This window comes from Pontibacter flavimaris, assembly GCF_001907195.1.
GTDB classification, from domain to species: Bacteria; Bacteroidota; Bacteroidia; order Cytophagales; family Hymenobacteraceae; genus Pontibacter; species Pontibacter flavimaris.
Genome location: NZ_LVWA01000005.1, coordinates 693,742 through 712,497, shown reverse-complemented (window position 1 = coordinate 712,497; position 18,756 = coordinate 693,742). Strand labels below are relative to the sequence as shown.

16 protein-coding genes are annotated in these 18,756 nt (G+C 54.9%); 7 read left to right on the top strand and 9 right to left on the bottom strand.

Features of this window, described 5'->3' with window-relative positions:
- Positions 1–28 precede the first annotated feature (28 nt).
- The 5 genes from hppD (at position 29) to A3841_RS11300 (ending at position 7,287) form a co-directional block, all read left to right on the top strand.
- The gene (hppD, locus tag A3841_RS11320) at positions 29–1,153 is read left to right on the top strand and encodes a 4-hydroxyphenylpyruvate dioxygenase (RefSeq protein WP_073852401.1); all 1,125 of its coding nucleotides are present in this window, start codon (positions 29–31) and stop codon (positions 1,151–1,153) included.
- Positions 1,154–1,351: 198 nt separating this feature from the next.
- On the top strand, positions 1,352–3,085 hold the full coding sequence (locus tag A3841_RS11315; RefSeq protein ID WP_073852400.1) for a phospho-sugar mutase: 1,734 nt from the start codon (positions 1,352–1,354) through the stop codon (positions 3,083–3,085).
- A gap of 920 nt (positions 3,086–4,005) precedes the next feature.
- Complete coding sequence (locus A3841_RS11310; protein ID WP_073852399.1) at positions 4,006–4,593, top strand: nitroreductase family protein; 588 nt, start codon at positions 4,006–4,008, stop codon at positions 4,591–4,593.
- Positions 4,594–4,745: 152 nt separating this feature from the next.
- Positions 4,746–5,945 (top strand): phosphoglycerate kinase, encoded by a 1,200-nt coding sequence (locus A3841_RS11305; RefSeq protein ID WP_073852398.1) that lies wholly within the window; start codon positions 4,746–4,748, stop codon positions 5,943–5,945.
- A 52-nt stretch (positions 5,946–5,997) separates the two neighbouring features.
- Positions 5,998–7,287 (top strand): acetyl-CoA hydrolase/transferase family protein, encoded by a 1,290-nt coding sequence (locus A3841_RS11300; protein WP_073852397.1) that lies wholly within the window; start codon positions 5,998–6,000, stop codon positions 7,285–7,287.
- A 367-nt stretch (positions 7,288–7,654) separates the two neighbouring features.
- On the opposite strand, the gene A3841_RS11295 is transcribed toward A3841_RS11300, so the two are convergent.
- Both A3841_RS11295 and A3841_RS11290 read right to left on the bottom strand, forming a co-directional pair.
- On the bottom strand, positions 7,655–8,182 hold the full coding sequence (locus A3841_RS11295) for a DinB family protein (protein ID WP_073852396.1): 528 nt from the start codon (positions 8,180–8,182) through the stop codon (positions 7,655–7,657).
- Positions 8,183–8,220: 38 nt separating this feature from the next.
- Positions 8,221–8,841 carry a hypothetical protein gene (locus A3841_RS11290; protein ID WP_073852395.1) on the bottom strand — a complete coding sequence of 207 codons (621 nt, stop codon included), beginning with the start codon at positions 8,839–8,841 and terminating at the stop codon, positions 8,221–8,223.
- 70 nt (positions 8,842–8,911) lie between these two features.
- On the opposite strand from A3841_RS11290, the gene A3841_RS11285 reads away from it, so the two are divergent.
- On the top strand, positions 8,912–9,139 hold the full coding sequence (locus A3841_RS11285; RefSeq protein ID WP_073852394.1) for a VF530 family protein: 228 nt from the start codon (positions 8,912–8,914) through the stop codon (positions 9,137–9,139).
- A 106-nt stretch (positions 9,140–9,245) separates the two neighbouring features.
- Here A3841_RS11285 and A3841_RS11280 read toward each other — a convergent pair whose 3' ends face one another.
- The 6 genes from A3841_RS11280 to A3841_RS11250 form a co-directional block, all read right to left on the bottom strand.
- Positions 9,246–9,974, bottom strand: a complete 729-nt coding sequence (locus A3841_RS11280) for a head GIN domain-containing protein (protein ID WP_073852393.1) — start codon at positions 9,972–9,974, stop codon at positions 9,246–9,248.
- Positions 9,975–10,125: 151 nt separating this feature from the next.
- Positions 10,126–12,036, bottom strand: coding sequence for a RecQ family ATP-dependent DNA helicase (locus A3841_RS11275; protein WP_073852392.1), 1,911 nt, complete (start codon positions 12,034–12,036; stop codon positions 10,126–10,128).
- An 875-nt stretch (positions 12,037–12,911) separates the two neighbouring features.
- Complete coding sequence (locus A3841_RS11265) at positions 12,912–13,691, bottom strand: transporter (protein ID WP_083610313.1); 780 nt, start codon at positions 13,689–13,691, stop codon at positions 12,912–12,914.
- Between the two features lie 146 nt (positions 13,692–13,837).
- Positions 13,838–14,629, bottom strand: coding sequence for a hypothetical protein (locus A3841_RS11260; RefSeq protein ID WP_073852390.1), 792 nt, complete (start codon positions 14,627–14,629; stop codon positions 13,838–13,840).
- A 514-nt stretch (positions 14,630–15,143) separates the two neighbouring features.
- Positions 15,144–15,812 (bottom strand): ABC transporter ATP-binding protein, encoded by a 669-nt coding sequence (locus tag A3841_RS11255; protein WP_073852389.1) that lies wholly within the window; start codon positions 15,810–15,812, stop codon positions 15,144–15,146.
- A 149-nt stretch (positions 15,813–15,961) separates the two neighbouring features.
- Positions 15,962–17,044 carry an AI-2E family transporter gene (locus tag A3841_RS11250; protein ID WP_073852388.1) on the bottom strand — a complete coding sequence of 361 codons (1,083 nt, stop codon included), beginning with the start codon at positions 17,042–17,044 and terminating at the stop codon, positions 15,962–15,964.
- A 181-nt stretch (positions 17,045–17,225) separates the two neighbouring features.
- Between A3841_RS11250 and sucC the strand changes: the two genes are divergently transcribed.
- Complete coding sequence (gene sucC / locus A3841_RS11245) at positions 17,226–18,422, top strand: ADP-forming succinate--CoA ligase subunit beta (RefSeq protein ID WP_073852387.1); 1,197 nt, start codon at positions 17,226–17,228, stop codon at positions 18,420–18,422.
- A 135-nt stretch (positions 18,423–18,557) separates the two neighbouring features.
- Here sucC and A3841_RS20610 read toward each other — a convergent pair whose 3' ends face one another.
- Complete coding sequence (locus A3841_RS20610; RefSeq protein WP_235861370.1) at positions 18,558–18,731, bottom strand: OsmC family protein; 174 nt, start codon at positions 18,729–18,731, stop codon at positions 18,558–18,560.
- Between the last annotated feature and the right edge of the window lie 25 nt (positions 18,732–18,756).

Genomic DNA, 18,756 nt, shown 5'->3' with positions numbered 1-18,756 from the left:
AACCCATTATAAACTAATCAAACAAACTATGAATACACAGCCCGCAACCTCAGAAGCAGTCACCAAAGATATCCTGCCCTTAAACGGCACCGACCACATTGAGTTTTATGTAGGCAACGCCAAGCAGGCAGCGCACTTCTACCAGACCGCCTTCGGTTTTAAGCTCGTAGCCTATGCTGGCCCTGAAACCGGTGTGCGCGATCGCGCGTCTTATGTGGTGCAGCAGGAAAAGATCCGCCTGGTGCTCACCACCGCCATTTACCCAGATTCGGAGATCGCCCGGCACGTGCACCAGCACGGCGACGGCGTGAAAGTGCTGGCCCTGTGGGTGGACGATGCGGAGGAATCGTTCAGGGGAACGGTGGCACGCGGTGCGAAACCGGCCATGGAGCCCAAAACGATAACCGACGAGTTTGGCGAAGTGAAGATGGCCTCCATCCATACCTACGGCGAAACGATTCATACTTTTGTGGAGCGCAAAAACTACAACGGCGTGTTTATGCCGGGCTACGTGGAGCGTACCTCCGAGCTGATGGTGGAGCCCGTTGGCCTGAAGTACGTGGACCACTGCGTAGGCAACGTGGAGCTGGGCCGCATGAACGAGTGGGTGAAGTTTTACGAAGATGTGATGGGCTTCCGGCTGCTACTCACGTTTGATGACAACGACATCAGCACCGAGTATACAGCCCTGATGTCGAAGGTGGTATCCAACGGCAACGGCTACATCAAGTTCCCGATCAACGAGCCGGCCGAAGGCAAAAAGAAGTCGCAGATAGACGAGTACCTGGAATTTTACCGCGGGGCGGGCGTGCAGCACATTGCCGTGGCCACCAACGATATCCTGCACACCGTAAGCGAGCTGCGCCGCCGGGGCGTGGAGTTCCTGCGCGTGCCCGAAACCTATTATGAAGACCTGATCGGGCGCATCGGCCACATCGACGAGGACATGGAAGACCTGAAGAAGCTCAACATCCTGGTGGACCGCGACGACGAGGGTTACCTGCTGCAGATCTTCACCAAGCCCGTGGAGGACCGCCCGACCGTGTTCTATGAGATTATCCAGCGCAAAGGAGCCAAGTCTTTCGGCAAAGGAAACTTCAAAGCGCTGTTCGAGGCCATCGAGCGCGAGCAGGCGCTCAGGGGCAACCTTTAGCAGAAATTTAAAGTATAGCCGCGTGTAAATGTGGCCAAAATATCTTTATTTTGATATAACTATACTTCACACCAGTTCTAGGGCTGTGCTTCGGGTACGGCGAGGGCTGGTGTGATTTTTTTCGCTTAACGCGGGCGCCATCCAGGCGTTATAACCAGGAACAGGATACACTGCTACGATAACTTTAGCTTACAGACAATGATTGACGCAACTATAAAACAGAAAATTGACCGGTGGCTGTCCGGCAGCTACGACCAGGACACGAAAAGCGAGATAAGCGGCATGCTGGAGCGCAACGAGTACGAGGCGCTTTCAGATGCTTTCTACAAAGACCTGGAGTTCGGCACCGGCGGGCTGCGCGGCATCATGGGCGCCGGCAGCAACCGCATGAACCGCTATACTTTAGGCATGGCCACGCAGGGTCTGTGCAACTACCTCAAGCAGAGCTTCCCGGGAGAGCAGGTGAAAGTGGCCATCGCCCACGACTGCCGCAACAACTCCGACGTGTTTGCCCGTATCGCCGCCGAAATTTTCTCCGCCAACGGCATTAAAGTATACTTGTTCGAGGCGCTGCGCCCAACGCCCGAACTCTCCTTTGCCATCCGCCACCTGGGTTGCCAGAGCGGCGTGGTCGTAACCGCATCACACAACCCGAAAGAGTACAACGGCTACAAAGTATACTGGAACGACGGCGCCCAGGTAACCGCCCCGCACGACAAGAACATCATCGGCGAGGTGAACAAGATCACCAGCATTGATGAAGTGAAGTTTGAGCCAAACCCGGCGCTGATCGAGCTGATTGGTCAGGAGTTGGACGAAGCCTACATGCAGGAAGTGCTCAAGCTGTCTGTCTCGCAGGAAGCCATCAGGCGCCAGCACGACCTCAAGATCGTGTTCTCTTCCATCCATGGCACGGGCATTACGCTGGTGCCCGAGGTACTCAAGCGCTTTGGCTTTACCAACGTGCATGTGGTGGAGGAGCAGGCCGAGCCAAACGGAGATTTCCCGACCGTGGTGTACCCGAACCCGGAGGAGAAAGAAGCAATGACCCTGGCTCTGAACAAGGCGAAAGAGATCGATGCTGACCTGGTGCTGGCCACTGACCCTGACTCGGACCGTGTGGGCATCGCAGTGAAAAACCAGGAGGGCGACTTTGTGCTATTGAACGGTAACCAGACCGGTGCCCTGCTCATCAATTACCTGCTGCAGGCGTGGCAGAAGGCGGGCAAACTCACAGGCAAGGAGTACGTGGTGAAAACGATCGTGACCACCGACCTCATCAAGGAGATTGCCGACAGCTACAACGTAACCATGTACGAAACCCTGACCGGCTTTAAGTACATCGCGCAGCTCATCCGGGAGAAGGAAGGGCAGGAAGTATACATTGGCGGCGGTGAGGAAAGCTACGGCTACATGATCGGCGACTTCGTGCGCGACAAGGACGCGATCTCGGCCTGCGCCTTGATTGCGGAGATGGCTGCCGTGGCCAAAGACAATGGCCAGAGCCTGTTCGAGATGATGCTGGCCATGTACGAGAAGTATAACTTCTACAAAGAAGAGCTGGTTTCGATCACGAAGAAGGGGATGCGCGGCGCCGAGGAGATCCAGCAGATGATGGCCGACATGCGCAGCAACCCGCCAAAGCAAATAGCCGGCTCCGACGTGGTGGAAGTGCGCGACTACAAGATGAGCACGCGCAAGCTTATCCTGACGGGCGAGGAGCAGAAGCTGGATCTGGAGAGCTCGAACGTGCTGCAGTACCTGACCAAAGACGGAAGCAAGATATCCGCCCGCCCGTCCGGCACCGAGCCCAAGATCAAGTTCTACATCAGCGTAAATGAGCCTCTCGCCTCGGCCGCTGACTACCACGCCACGGAGCAGAAACTGAACCAGAAAATCGAGCAGATGCTGCAAGATCTGAAGCTGAAGTAAGGTTAATTGCTACATAATTAAATGGCTAAATTGCTGAAGTATGGATCGGCGGTTTAGCCATTTTTTATTGTCCGGATCAGGAGGCTGGTGATTACGCCACGCAGGTTCGCTAGAGTAAGGAGAGAGACTCTTGTAGCACCAGTTCCAACCATACCTGCCCCTCTGCTTCACCCCTCCCCAGCCCTCCCCTAAGAACAGGGGAGGGAGCCTGTGTGACGGCTGTGTCTAAAGTATAAGCTTCATGGTCGCTGGTATCGCGCGGACAGGTCGCGACCTGTCCCTACAAGTATAAACCCACCCCTAGCCCCTCCGAGGAGGGGAATTTTCAGCAGGCGATTACATCCCCCTGCCCCTCCCGAAACAAGTTCGGGATCCGCGACCTCAAAGGGGACTTATACTTGTTCTATAGCAATGGCAGAAGCTATCGAATCTGATCCCAGCCTTTGGGTTGAGCGCCTATGCGAGTTTTTCCGGTGCCGAACGTGAGTGAGGCAGCCCGAGGCACGAGGGCAGGAAAAGCTCCCAGCGCGATGCCCGAAGGCGAGCCCTCTCGGGCTTGAGAGCACCAAAGTATGAAATGCAACTGTAGGCTTGTGGGAACTAGAGGATCAACGGCAGCTAGTAAGGATAGCTTGGTTCAAGTAGAAGGAAGCCGTGGCTATGGAGGTATAGCAGCAAGTATAAAGTATGGCCTATGCGGATTAGGAAATCCGCAGCAGCTTTGGTTCCGGACAAGGATGTCCGGAGCAGCGGAAAAGTCTAAGTATGAAAGTATAGCCAGAGTATAAGTATGGCTCGCATTTATTTAATTTTCCGCAACAGTCCTTTCCCAATCAAAATAACATTTTCATACTTTAACTGCTTTAACAGAAGCGGAGCCCCGGCAGCGCTACCAAAAGTATAAAATCAACCCTTACGCCATGAACGCACTATTCCAAAGTATAAAACAGGTCATCGAAACGCGACGCACCACCAAGCCGCCCAAAATGAACGGGCAGCGCATACCGGATGCGCAAATTACGCAGCTGCTGCAGCTCGCCGACTGGGCCCCTACCCACGGCCACACCGAACCCTGGCGGTTTATAGTGTATGCCGATGATGCCTTAAAAACATTTTGTCAGAACCATGCCGACCTGTACCGGCAGAACACGCCCGAAGAGAAATTCCTGTCCGAAAAGTATGAAAAACTGCTGCACATGGGCGACAAGGCATCACACATTTTAGTAGCTTACATGCGCCGGGGCGAGCTGCCCAAAATCCCGGAACTGGAGGAAATTGCCGCCACGTCCTGCGCTATCCAGAACCTGCTGCTGGGCGCATCCGCCTTGGGCATGGCGAGCTATTGGGGTTCGGGGGGCATGGCCTATCACCCAAGTATGAAAAAGCACCTGCAGTTGCGCGAGCAGGACGTGGTGCTGGGCATCTTATACTTGGGCTACGCCGAGGATGCCGCCTATCAGGGCAAGCGTAAGGTGCCGCTGCAGGAGAAGGTAACGTGGGTGAAATAAGCGAAAGGCGAAGTGCCTAAACATAGGTTTCTATTTCTTTTACCGCCTCGCCGTTACCTCTCTATGGCCAATTCGCTATATTTGTAGAGCAACAAATTTCTGCGAAACACGAAAAACGAGTGAACGCTTTTACGAAATCAAAATCATACCCCATGAGAACAGTAGACGAGTATAACTTTGCAGGCAAGAAGGCGCTGGTGCGCGTGGACTTCAACGTGCCCCTCGACCGCGAACACAGGATCACCGACGATACCCGCATCCGGGCGGCCGTGCCCACCATCAACAAGATCCTGAGCGATGGCGGAGCCGTGATCCTGATGTCGCACCTGGGCCGCCCGAAAAGCGGGCCGGAGGAGAAATTCTCGCTGCGCCACCTGGTGCCCCGCCTGGAGCAGGAGTTCAAGACCAGGGTGCTGTTCGCCCCCGACTGCATAGGCCCCGAGGCGGCACAACTGGCGCAGGAACTGCAACCCGGCGAAATTCTGCTGCTCGAGAACCTGCGTTTCCACAAGGCCGAGGAAAAAGGCGACCCGGAATTTGCCAAAGAACTCTCTACCCTGGGTGATGTGTACGTGAACGATGCCTTCGGCACGGCGCACCGCGAGCACGCCTCCACAGCCGTTATTGCGCGCTACTTCCCCAACGACAAGATGATGGGCTTCGTGATGCAGGCCGAGCTGGAGAACGCCCGCCGCGTGCTGGACAATGCCGAGCGCCCCTACACCGCCATCATGGGCGGAGCCAAGATCTCCGATAAGATCCTGATCATCGAAAAGCTGCTCGACCGCGTGGATAACCTGCTGATCGGGGGGGGCATGGCCTATACTTTCGTGAAGGCGGATGGGGGCAACATCGGCTCCTCACTGGTAGAAGAAGATAAGCTGGACCTGGCCAATCGTCTCATTAAAATGGCCAAAGAAAAAGGCGTCAACATCATGATCCCGGTGGATTCCGTGATCGCCGACGCCTTCAGTAACGACGCAAACGTGGACACGAAGCTTAGCCACCACATCCCGCAGAACTGGATGGGGCTGGACATTGGCCCGGACGCGCGCGAGCAGTACGCCGCCGTTATCGCTAACTCCAGAACCATACTTTGGAACGGCCCGATGGGTGTGTTCGAGATGTCGAACTTCTCAGTAGGCACGGAGGCCGTGGCCGATGCCGTGGTGGCCGCAACCGCCAACGGGGCCTACTCGCTGATTGGTGGCGGAGACTCCGCCGCAGCCGTGAATAAGTTTGGCTACGCTGACCGTGTTTCGTATGTGTCTACTGGCGGCGGTGCGCTGCTGGAGTACATGGAAGGCAAAACCCTGCCAGGTGTAGCCGCCCTCGAGCGCACTGACTATTAATGTCTTTCACCCTGCCCTTCCCTTAACCCTAGGGGCAGCATATCTTACAACTATGTTCGATAATAAAGTTACCTACCAGACAGCTGAGGAAGCCCTCTCAGTTATCAAATCCGGAGACCGCGTTTTTATTCAGGGCAGTGCCGCCACGCCGCAGTACCTGGTGCGCAAGCTGGCCGAGCGTTCCGACGAGCTTCGCAACGTGGAGCTGGTCACGATCACCACGTACGGCGAGTTTCCGCTGGCAGAGGAGCGCTACAAAGACTCCTTTTTCATCAACTCCCTGTTTGTGTCGGCCAACGTGCGCGATGCCGTGAACGGTGGCCGCGGCGACTATGTGCCGATCTTCCTGAGCGAGATACCACGCTTGTTCCGCTCCGGCCTGATGCCCCTGGATGTGGCCATCGTGCACGTATCCCCGCCAGACCGCCACGGCTACTGCTCCCTGGGCGTATCGGTGGATATTACCCGGGAGGCCGTGCTGAACGCCAAACACGTAATCGCCCAGGTGAACCCGCAGATGCCGCGCACCCACGGAGATGGCCTGATACACGTAAGTCGGTTTGATGTGCTGGTGGAAGTAGACGAGGCCCTGCCCGAGGTGGATTACAGCCTGCGCATTACCGACAGGGAAAGGGCAATTGCCAGGTATGTGGCCGAGATGGTGGAAGACGGCGCCACGTTGCAAATGGGCATCGGGGCTATTCCGGATGCCGTGCTCAACAGCCTGACCAACCATAAGGGACTGGGTATCCATACGGAGATGATGTCGAATGGCGTGATGGACCTGGTGGAGAAGGGCGTGATCACCAATGAGCACAAGTACAGGCACCCGGGCCGCATTGCCACCGGCTTTATAGTGGGGCACCGCAAGTTCTACGATTTCGTGGATGACAACCCGCTTATCCTCATGCAGCGCACCGACTACGTGAACGACGTGACCATCATCCGCTCCAACCCGAAAGTGACGGCCATCAACAGTGCCATCGAGATAGACCTGACGGGACAGGTGGTGGCTGATACCATCGGGAAGTACCAGTTCTCAGGCATTGGCGGGCAAATGGACTTTATCCGTGGCGCGGCGCTGTCGGAGGGCGGTAAACCTATTATCGCCTTGCCTTCTGTAACCAATAAAGGTATCTCCAGAATCACAGCGTTGATAAATGAAGGAGCTGCCGTGACCACGACCCGGGCGCACGTGCACTACGTGGTAACCGAGTATGGCGTGGCGTACCTGTATGGCAAGAACCTGCGCCAGCGCGCCAAGGCGCTCATCAACATCGCCCACCCCGACCACCGCGAGCGGCTGGAGAAGGAAGCGGTGGAGCGCTACGGCTACATTTAATTTGAAAGTATACATTCATACTTTTCCAGAGCTCCCTGTCGCTTTCCAGTGGCAGGGAGTTTCTTTTGCCAGCTCCTATGGCGCTTCAAAAACTAAGGCACGCAAAGTATAATACCAGAATTGAGTGGATCTGGTGCGTACAAATGAATCCTTAGTGATATAACTCCCTCTGACATTCCGTATGACGGGAAAGTATAACCAAAAGCGTCTGGTGCATCATCAACCTCAACGCTTGCTGTTTTGCGGCCCCTGCTATGTATTTCCTCGCTGGAGCTGACGTGCTTCTGCCTTTTTATACTTACCAGAGGCTCTTGATACGGGTGCGGGCACCGGAACTGAAAAAAACGGAGAAGCGAGAATCATCGCTTTACCCCTGCTCTTTCATTTGCACCACCCTGGATGTTACCAGCAACTGCCCCACGTGGCGCATGGTATGCTCGGCAGCGTGGAACAGGAGCCCCAGAACTGTGGAGGGCAGCTGTGCCCTGCCCACCCCCCTGAACTCGGTAAGAGTGGCCTCATCCGTGCCGCGCAGTTGCTCCAGCGCCTGGTCCACCTGCCGGTCAAAATCCCTCACCAGGTCCTGCACAAGGTATACATTATCATCAGTCGGCTTCCCCTCGGCGCGCAGTTTGGTTAGCTGTTCCTCCGAGAGTTGCTGTCCGCGGGCATAGGTAAACAACCGATCGATAACCCCTGTCAGGTGCTGCAGGTGAAAACCCACTGAGGCCACTCCGGCGGGCCGCTCCCACAGCAATTCCTTCGGGAAGCCGCCCATCAGGGTATGTACCTCCTCCCGTGCCTGCAGGAGCGCGTGGGCTACGGGCTGCAGCAGTGCCGGCACGCCTTTCACCGGCCCACTTTGCCATGCCTCAAGTTTTTTAGCTTGTGCCATACGTATAGTTGTTATGTTGTATGATGTAACGCTGTTCGCTACAACTGCCTGCGGTCGCGGTGGCCGAGGTAGGCCAGCACCTGCTCCACCGCGTCCAGGTCGCCTTGTGCATTATACTTGCGAATGCGCGCCATCTCCCCTCCTATCAGTCCGGCGCGCGTGTCCTCCACTTTCCCCTGCGAGTGGGTTACCTCCCGGCACCACGGCAAGGGCTTGCCCGGCTGGCTGTACAAGTACAGCTGCGGGTAATGGCGATGTGCGGCAGTAACGGCTGCCATAAACGCGCGCGGCTGCTGGAATGGCGCTGCGGTCACGGCTATACTTTTGTAGCCTCTTTCCCGGGCGTACTTCACCATCGCCTCCGCCTCTATCAGCGTGTGCAGGTAGTTCGTACCCGGGTCAGGAACACCCTCCAGCCTGTCGGCAGGCAGCCCTAGCTTTTTCAGTTCCTGCTGCCACACGTCAAATCCGGGGTATCCGCTCAGGGGTTGTGTCTGCAGGAACAGAACTTTCTGCGCCTGCCCCTCCTGCACCATGCGCGCGGCCACAGCAAAGCTAGATTCCTGGTTATCCGCTGTCTGCCCGAACAGAAACAGTGCATCTAAGGGTTTGTCTGGCAGGGTGTCGGCAAGGGTGCGGATAATGAGTTCTTCTAACATAGATCCCTTATACGCTCTTACTTGCGCTGGGGTATCTTATACTTCAGGCGGAAATACGTACTTTTGCGGTATGGCAGAAGAACAGAAAAAGAACCCGCTCCACGGCGTCACGCTGCAAATGATGCTGGAGCACCTGGTAGAAGTGTATGGCTGGGAGCACCTGAGCCACAAGATCAACCTGAACTGCTTTAAGAACGACCCGAGCATCAAATCCAGCCTCACGTTTCTGCGCCGCACCCCCTGGGCCCGCGACAAGGTGGAGCATTTATACTTGTACACCCTCCGGAAGTTCAAGTAAAGATTTCAGGAAGGACTTGGTGGCAAAAGGCCTTTTTCCAGCCCCCACATCGTGGTGAATCAGGATCGCTCCAGATATGTCTTACGCTTTATCGTTCTGAAAGCGCCTACCGCTTCACCACTTTTCCCGAGCCTGAGATATTGGTGCTTACAGCCGGGTTGCCACGGTAGTACACAATACCGCTTCCGGTAATATCTGCCGCCAGTGCCTCGGAAGCGTTTACCTCCGCCACACCTGACCCGGAGAGGTTTACGGTTACGTTCTTGGCTTGCAGGTCGAAGGCAGCGGCCTTGCCCGAGCCGGAGATGTTCACAGTGTACAGAGGCGCCTCCCCATGCAGTGCCACCTCGCCTGAGCCGGTTACGCGGGCGATCACCTTAGCGGCTGTAACGTCAAAGTCAATCTTACCCGATCCGTTAACCTCTACGGCCAACTCGTTTGCTGTGAACTCATCCTGGCTAACAATGCGCCCGGAGCCGTTCAGGTACAGCGACTCCACCTGCGGCATAGTGATGTATACCTCCACCGTTTTGCTTTTCCTTACGCAGTCGCGATGTTCAATTTCCCAAGTACCGTTGTTGCTGATGCTGGTCTCCAACTGGTCCAGGATATTGGGCTCTCCCCTTACCTCCACCAGCTGTGTTTCGCCCTGGGTAATGTATACTTTAAAATCACCGTTAGCCTCCACCCTGCTGAAAGGCTGCAGGTTTAGGCTACGTGTCTCCACATTACCTTCTCCTTTAATGCAGTTCGAATCGTCGCAGGCGGTTAATACGCCAGCGAACATTAGAGCAAAGAGAACTCCCCTTACCTCTCCCTTAGTAATCCATCTCATAGTTTATTTTTTTAATGCGCCATGATAAATAGATACCTGCAGTTGTGAAACCGTTGCATTGGGTAGATAAAATTCAGCACCAAAGTATGTAGAATTGTGCCGATGAGCAGTGGCACCTGGTGAGGTTATGGTGGTTGTGGGTGAAGGATAGCTAACCCTTCACCTCCAACTTCCCGCTTTCCTGATAGCGCAGCCGGCCTACATCCACCAGCTCCCGAATCAGCTCAGTCACCGCCTCGGCGTGCCTGGGCTCAAACTGCTGCACCAACTCTTTGGGCAAGTATGGGCGCACCTGCACCAGTTCTACCAACCTGTGGCGCAACGCCGTTTGGTCCTCCTGCTGCCGCTGCTTTTTGCGTTCGGCCAGGCAGTAGTCGCAGATGCGGCAGCTCGCGTCAGAAATCTCGCCGAAGTACTCCAGCAGCAGTTGGGTGCGGCACCGGTTCTCCGTCTGCACATAACGGCCCATTTCCCTGGCTTTTTGCAGGGCCCGCTCGCGCAGGCTTTCCAGCTTCCTGGTATTTGTGATAACCCGGCCGGCCTCCTCGCGCGGGGCCGTAAAGACAAGCTGGGGCGCATCGTGCTGCGGTTCGTAGTTGATGACCTGTAGCTTGTGCAGGAATTCGAGCTTGCGGCGCACTTCCTGCTCGGGCACCTGCAGCAGCTCGACCATTTTCCGCTCCCGCACCTTCACAAAGTTCACGAAGGCCTCGCCCCCGTACATCCGAAGTATAAGCTGTATGAGTTTATCGTGCTCCGGGTTCTTGAGCTGAAAGCTGTACAGCGCCGTATTCTCCAGCGTTACCATCAGGCGGGAAGGCAGGTAGTAGCTCTCGTTCAGCTGCAGGTACCCCTCCTGCTCCAGCCGCTTAATGGCGTGGTGTGTTTCCAGCGGGTTGAGTTTATACTGCTTGGCAAAATCGGCCACGTCAAAATCAAAACTGCTGAACTGCCCGCTGCCCACGGCCAGCTGGTAGTAGTTGGCCAGGCACTGGTACACCCGGCGGATAAAATCCACCGGCGGGTGCGCTTCCTCCACCTTCCGCTGCAGCTCCGCCACATCGTTTGGCCCCAAAAGTATGGTGGCGTAGGCGTATTTCTCATCCCGACCGGCACGGCCCGCCTCCTGGTAGTATGCCTCCAGGCTCTCGGGTAAATCCAGGTGCACCACCAGCCGCACGTCCGGCTTGTCGATGCCCATCCCGAAAGCGTTGGTCGCCACCATCACGCGTACCTTATCCTCTACCCATAGCTGCTGCACGGCGCTCCGCTCCTGGAACTTTAATCCGGCATGGTAGGCGGCGGCGGGGATGCGGCGGGCCTGCAGGAACTTGGCCATTTCCACGGTTTGGCGGCGGCTGCGCACATAAACTATACTTTGGCCGGGCATCCGCTCCAGGATCTCCAGCAGGCGGTTGGCTTTGTTCTCGGTGGGAAGGCAGGAGTAGGAAAGGTTGGCGCGGGCGAAGCTCTTCTGAAAAACGTTTGGCTTCGGGAACTTCAGCTTTTCCTGTATGTCCTGCTTTACCTGTTCGGTGGCCGTGGCGGTGAGTGCGATGACAGGCACGCCTGGCAGTGCCTCGCGCAGCTCCGCCAGCTGCAGGTAGGGCGGCCTGAAATCGTAGCCCCACTGCGAGATGCAATGCGCCTCATCCACGGCTATCAAACTCACTTTCATGCGCTTCACACGTTCCTGGAACAGGTCGGTGAGCAGGCGCTCCGGCGACAAGTATAAAAACTTAACACCTCCGTACACGCAGTTGTCCAGGGCTATGTCGATCTCGCGGCGGCTCATGCCGGAGTATACCGCTACGGCAGGAACGCCCCGTTTCTTCAGGTTCTCCACCTGGTCTTTCATCAGGGCGATGAGGGGCGTGATGACCAGGCAAATCCCCTCCAGCGCCAAGGCCGGCACCTGGAAGCAGACAGACTTGCCGCCTCCCGTCGGCAGCAGCGCCAGCGTGTCCTGCCCTGCCAGCACAGACTGCACAATATCCTCCTGCAACGGCCGGAAGGTATTGTAGCCCCAGTAGGTTTTAAGTATGTGGTGGATGTCTTGCAAGGTATGGCTGGTTTCTGTCCTGCGAAGATAAGGTTTCGAGGATAGAAGTCCGTGGTAGGGAGGATGTTTATACTTTGGGGAAGTATGAATTGCTGCGCTGCGCTGTTTTGGAAGCTGGAAGAGAGGCTCTACCCCAAATCACCAAACCTGCGCGAGCCATACTTTATACTTCGGCTATACATTTATACTTGTCTGGATCAGGATTTACGGGATGCAGGGATGAGCAGGGTTTTATACTTAAGTTATACTTTGATGCCTACCTTTTCCATGGTGCAAGTCTTTTGACTTGTATCCTACGATGTGGTCAAGTTTGTAACTTGACTGGCTTGGAAAGCCATACTTTATACTTTGGTTATACTTTTATACTTGCCTTCTCTGGCGCAAGCGTCCGCTTGTGACTTTTATACTTCAGCCATCCCTCCCTAGTCCTAACTTCCCGCGACTTGATACAAGCTATACTTTCAAATTCCCGTTCATCCTCCAGAATTACAAACCTACCGTTTCACTTCATACTTTGGTGCTCTCAAGCCCGAGAGGGCTCCCCGAAATGCTTCGGGGTAAACTCTCTCGGGCATCGCGCTGTGTTCCCTCCTGCCTCCGCTGCGCTGCGGCTGCCCTTGACGAGCACCGGATCTCACAAGGCGCTCCACCCAAGGACTGGGAACTAGTTCGAAAGTTGCTGCTGACGGAGCTTCAACAGAGCTCCCCTCCTTGGACTACCGAGAACGCGAGTTCGAAGGTAGCGAGCGTAGCTCTGAGGGGTTAGGGGTGGTTGGACCCGGTACAATAGGAATTCCCTTTAGTCTTCTTAATTGAGAGTAAACCATTGGGCCTCTTAACATCAAAGCAAAGTATAAATTCAAGCTTTCCCGTATCTACCTCGGCAAGCGCAGGGATACACCGCTTGTCAGGAAAAAATCCGGGGCGGCTTTGTTGAGTCCCATTCCGGCTGAGAAATCGAGCTGTAGGTTGGATAGCAACAGGTACAGGATTCCGATATCTGCCTGGTGCTCCGCCTTCTCCCCTTTTTGCTTGCTGCCAAACACCTCGCCATAAAACGTAAGTTTCTCAGCCACATCCCCACTAAGGGCAAGTGTATAGCCTTTGCGCGGATCACCCTCCACCCAGCTATGGGTGAGGTTATAGGCAAGCTCCACTTTATCGGAGAGTTCGTTGGAGAGCGCCAGCCTGATCTCCGGCTCCGGGTTGTCAGGGCGGTAGGCGCGGGAACCGACGGGTAGCGCCGCCCTGCCAATAATGGCTGCCTCAGGCCACCACCCCTGCCCCTCCCACAGCTTAAACTTCAGGCCAACGTTCAAAGGCGAGAACCCCCTCGAAGTATGGCGTGGGTCATTCTCTACCACCGAGTCGCGCAGCGCGCCGAGCACCCGCAGTTCCAGCCAATCCAATAGGCCAACGCGGAGCAGGGCAGTCGGGTAGGCGTGGGTTGTAACACGTACTCCTTCCTCTTTGGCTCTTTGCAGAAAATAGCCCGCCTCCACCTGCAGACTCCCCTTCGGCACAACCGCTGAAGATTCTGTTTGGTCCGGCCGGTCTGTCACCAACTCCGCTGGCTCCTGGGCAAAAGCAGCGTTTGCTGCGTACACGATCAGCAGCAGCACAAGTATAAATTTCAGCAGTAGCTTTAGACGCATCCCTCTCTCCTCAAAATTTGTGCTACCCTATACGGCCCTGCTGCGCACAAGGGTGTTTCATACTTCCCCAACTTTGATGGCCCGACTGAAATAAAAAGGCCCCACCTCAATAGAGATGGGGCCATACTTATGGGGAATGTATAAGATTACGCAGCGGCTGACTGTCCGTCCTCGCGCTCTTCGATCACCTTCTTCAATTTGTCGATGGCCTGTGCGGCACGTTCCTCGTCGAAGCGGTTGATGTTGAGCAGCATCTTGGTCTTTTCCTGGCGCGTAATGGTCGGGTTGTTCAGCAGGCGGATGATCTCCTCCTTCTGCTTGGCCGACGCGTAGCGCACGCTGCCAGACTGCTCCTCCTGCTTCTCAGCGGCCTCCGCCACAGGCTCCGCGGTAGAGGACTTCATCGTGGCCTTCTTCTCGGTCGGCACCGCTGGCTTGGCCTTGGCAGCCGGCTCATTGCCGCTGTAGTCCATTTCCTCGGAAGGGGTAGGCTCATAGCCGGCAGCACGGATTACCCAGGCCAGAATGTTACGGTATGCCTTACCAATGGCCCGCGTCTGTGCCATAGAGGCAATCGCGAACTCCTGGTAGTACTTCTTGCCCTGCTCGCGGTTAGAGCAGATCGCAAAACCGGCACCCACTATCAACTGGCTGCGCATGTCCAGCAGGTTTACCTTCGCCTGGTACTTTATCTCGTCGTCGGTGCTGATGTTGACCACATGCTCCACCACCGGCAAAATACCTAAGCGCGAACCGGCATACTGCCAGCCCTCCACATTCACATACTCTTTTCCTTGGATGTTCTGGTAAAGGCGGTTCTCCTTTATGAACTTCGCCAGGTCAACAGCCAGGTGAAGCGTCTCGTCAGACTTGGCTATATCATAGCTCTCAATCTTCGGCTTCTTCTGCACCTTAGTCTCTTTATCAGGTTGATTCATACTCATTTAGCTTTCATAGTTAGTTACATATATCAAACAGAGCAGCAGGGTAAATAGTGCAAAAAATCAGAAATAATATACATTTTATCTCGCTGATAATCAGCAAGTTAAAAATTATTTTAAAAAGATTTTAAGCGCCTGCTAAAGCTCCTCCGAAAAGCTAAAAGTTGAGGAAAGGGTGAAGTATAAATACGGAAGTTTCAGCGTTTGGGATGTGGGAAGTTTGGGAGCTAGAAAGTTAGAAAGGTAAAAGTTAGAAGGTTAGAAAGTTTAACAATTGAGAAGTGAGCGTGCTGATGGCGCAAGTGTCCGCTTGTGTCTCTGGTAGCGCCAGTGCAGCATTGCGTGAAGGCCTTTGTTAACTGGCGCAGAAAGTATAAGTATAAACCGGCCCACATAAGTTGAAAGCCCGCCTCCCTAAACTCTCTAACTCCTAAACTCTCTAACTTTATAACTTTTTAACTTCCTAACTTTCTAACTTCCTACCTTTTTAACTTTCTAACTTTTTAACTTCCTACCTCACTCTCAGTTCTTCTACTATCTGCCCGTCCTTCATCACGAGGGTGCGGTCGGCCATGGTGGCGAGTTGCTCGTTGTGGGTCACGATCACGAAGGTCTGGTTGAACTCGCTGCGCAACCGGAAGAAGATGTCGTGCAGTTCCTGGGCATTCCTGGAGTCGAGGTTACCGCTGGGCTCGTCTGCGAAAATGATCTTGGGCGAGTTGATGAGGGCGCGGGCCACGGCTGTGCGCTGCTGCTCCCCACCCGACATCTCAGATGGTTTGTGGTCGAGGCGATGGGAAAGGTGGAGCATGGTGAGCAGTTCCTCGGCGCGCTGGCGCACCTCCTTCTCCGGCCGGCCGGCCAGGAAGCCCGGCAGGCAAACGTTCTCAAGCGCCGTGAACTCCGGCAGCAGGTTGTGGAACTGGAAGATAAAACCTATGTGCCTGTTGCGGAAACGTGCCATATCTGAGGCATTCATCCGGGCGATATTCTTATCATCGAACATCACCTCTCCGGTATCAGCCGTATCCAACGTGCCCAGAATGTGCAGCAGCGTACTTTTTCCGGCTCCGGAGGCTCCCACAATCGAGACAACCTCCCCTGCGCCAATAGACAAATCGATGCCCTTGAGCACCTCCAGCGAACCGTATTTTTTATGGATATTCGTTACCTGCAGCACGTTCTAAAGAAGTATGAGTTTGGCCTTGAAGACGACTATTAATCAGCCAAAGCTACAAAATTTTTGCCGTTGATGGATACCCTATACTTCAGCAGCCTGATTATACCTTCCTCCACGGCTACCGGAACGGCCGGTCTTATACTTTATACTTACGAGGTGGCCTCCCTGCTTTGCGGCAGCCGCTCATCGGCGGCATTCACAGGATCTGTCTCCAGCACGTCCTTCACGTAAAACTCGTTCACCACCACCAGCAGCACGGCAAGTATAGGAGCGGCCAGCAACAGCCCCAGCGCCCCCTGCAGAATGCCTAACAGCACCTGGAAGAACAGCAGCAGCGCCGGCGGCATAGCCACCGTTTTCTGGAAGATGATCGGGGTGATGGCATAACTCTCCACCATCTGGATGCCACCATACACCAGCACCGTATAAAGCGCCATCTGCGGACTAATAGTCAAGCCAACCAGCACGGCCGGCACCCCCGCGATCCAGGGGCCCACATTCGGTATAAAAGCCAGGAAAAAAGCGATCAGCGCCAGGGCAAAAGCCAGCGGAAGCCCGATCAGGCTGTAGCCAATCGCGGAGCTAACGCCAATAATGGCCATCGCCGAGAGCATCCCCACCAGCCAGGATTTTAGTGTAGCATAGCACTTGCCCAGCACCTCCATAACGCGTGAGCGGTTGCGCACCGGAAACAGTTTTGTGAGGCCAACGGTGTAAAGCGTGGGGTTGACGGCCAGAAACAGCGCCGTGATGATAACGATAAGAAGATCCGCCAGGAAGCTCAGGGTGGAGGAGAAAATTCCGGACACCTTTGAAAGGAGCGCATCCTGATTTGGCACGGCCTTGCTCATGTCGTCGGGCACCTGCTCCACCAGCTTTTGGCCCCAGCCATACTGGTTCAGCCAGTCCTGCACGCGCGTCAAGGCTTGAGGTATAGTTTGCCGCATCTCCTGAACCTGCTCACTAACCGTAGGGGCGATCAGCCAAAAGGCCGCTATAATTACCCCAAAGAAAAAGAGCACCGCCACCAGCAGGCTCAGGCCCCTTTTCAGGTGCAGTTTCTCTGTTAGCCAGTCTGTCATGCCGCAAAACAGCACTGCCAGCAGGACGGCCGAAAACGCCAGCATAAAGAAATATGCGTGCTGCCCCAGCAGGTAAAACCCAACCCCCATGAGCAGCACCACGAGTGCGGCGATAGCCACACGTTTGGCGTATAAGTATACATTTAGCATAAGCCTCCTGATTTAAGCAGCGTGGTTGCGACTGTTTAAGTATATTTTGTGTACTGATTTGCCCTCATGCACGTTACAAAAGAGGCCCGAGGGGCAGGCAGGCCAGTTATATTTTAAAAATACTTTTCTTGAATTTAAGCCGATAAAGGCTTACTTTCGTGCGTCCATTAAAACTGAAAGCATGAACATACACGAATATCAGGCTAAAGAAATTTTAAAGAGCTACGGAGTACGTATCCAGGAGGGTATCGTGGCTGAGACGCCAGACCAGGCAGTGAAAGCTGCCATGAAACTGACTGAAGAGACCGGCACAGGCTGGCACGTGATCAAGGCTCAGATCCATGCGGGTGGCCGTGGTAAGGGTGGTGGTGTGAAACTTGCCAAGAACCTGGAGCAGGTGAAGCAGATCGCTGACCAGATCCTGGGCATGACACTGGTAACGCACCAGACGGGCCCTGAAGGCAAGCTGGTACAGAAGGTGCTGGTTGCACAGGACGTATACTATCCTGGCGAGTCCGACCCGAAAGAGTTTTACCTGAGCATCCTGCTGGACCGCGCCAAAGGCCAGAACGTGATCATGGCCTCTACAGAAGGCGGTATGGACATTGAGGAGGTGGCTGAAAAGACACCTGAGAAGATTATCAAAGAGTGGATAGATCCGGCTGTAGGGCTGCGCCCATTCCAGGCGAGCAAGATCGCTTTCGCGTTCGGTCTGCAGGGCGAGGCCTTCAAGGAAATGGTGAAGTTCATCACCAGCCTGTACAAGGCCTATGTGGAGACGGACTCTTCCATGTTCGAGATCAACCCGGTACTGAAGACATCCGATAACAAAATACTGGCCGTAGACGCCAAAGTGGACCTGGACGATAACGCCCTGTTCCGCCACAAGAACCTGGCTGCCCTGCGCGACACCTCCGAGGAGGATCCGTTGGAGGTTGAGGCCGGCGAGTATAACCTGAACTATGTGAAGCTGGACGGTAACGTGGGCTGTATGGTAAACGGTGCCGGTTTAGCAATGGCTACGATGGACATCATCAAGCTTTCTGGCGGCGAGCCCGCTAACTTCCTCGACGTAGGGGGTGGGGCAAACGCGCAGACGGTGGAAGCCGGTTTCCGCATCATCCTGAAAGACCCGAACGTAAAGGCAATCCTGATCAACATCTTCGGCGGTATCGTGCGTTGCGACAGAGTTGCCAACGGTGTAGTGGAGGCCTACAAGAACATCGGCGACATCAACGTTCCGATCATTGTTCGTCTGCAGGGAACAAACGCGGAGGAAGGCGCGCGCATCATTGATGAGTCTGGCCTGAAAGTATACTCTGCCGTAGCCCTGAAAGAGGCTGCTGAGAAAGTAAAGCAGGTTTTGGCCGGAGTTTAATCCTAGCAAAGTATAAAAACGAAAAGGGCTGCCAAGTATGGCAGCCCTTTTCGTTTTTATACTTTGCAGAAACTTAGATAGTTCAGGAGTGATGGAATATCCTTTCTTAACTCTTTGTCTCCTCCACACTTTACCTTAAACCACTTTCAACTCCACCCCCACGTTGCCTCGCGTGCCGATGGAGTATAGGTAAATCTGGAGCGCCTCTTCAACCAGTTCCCTCGCTTTGTCCTTATCAACGCCTTTCAGATCTACAGCTAGCTTAACACTGAGGGCAAAGCCACCATCATCCCGCTGGTTCAGGTCCATGTGTGCAGAAACAGTGGAGGCAGGA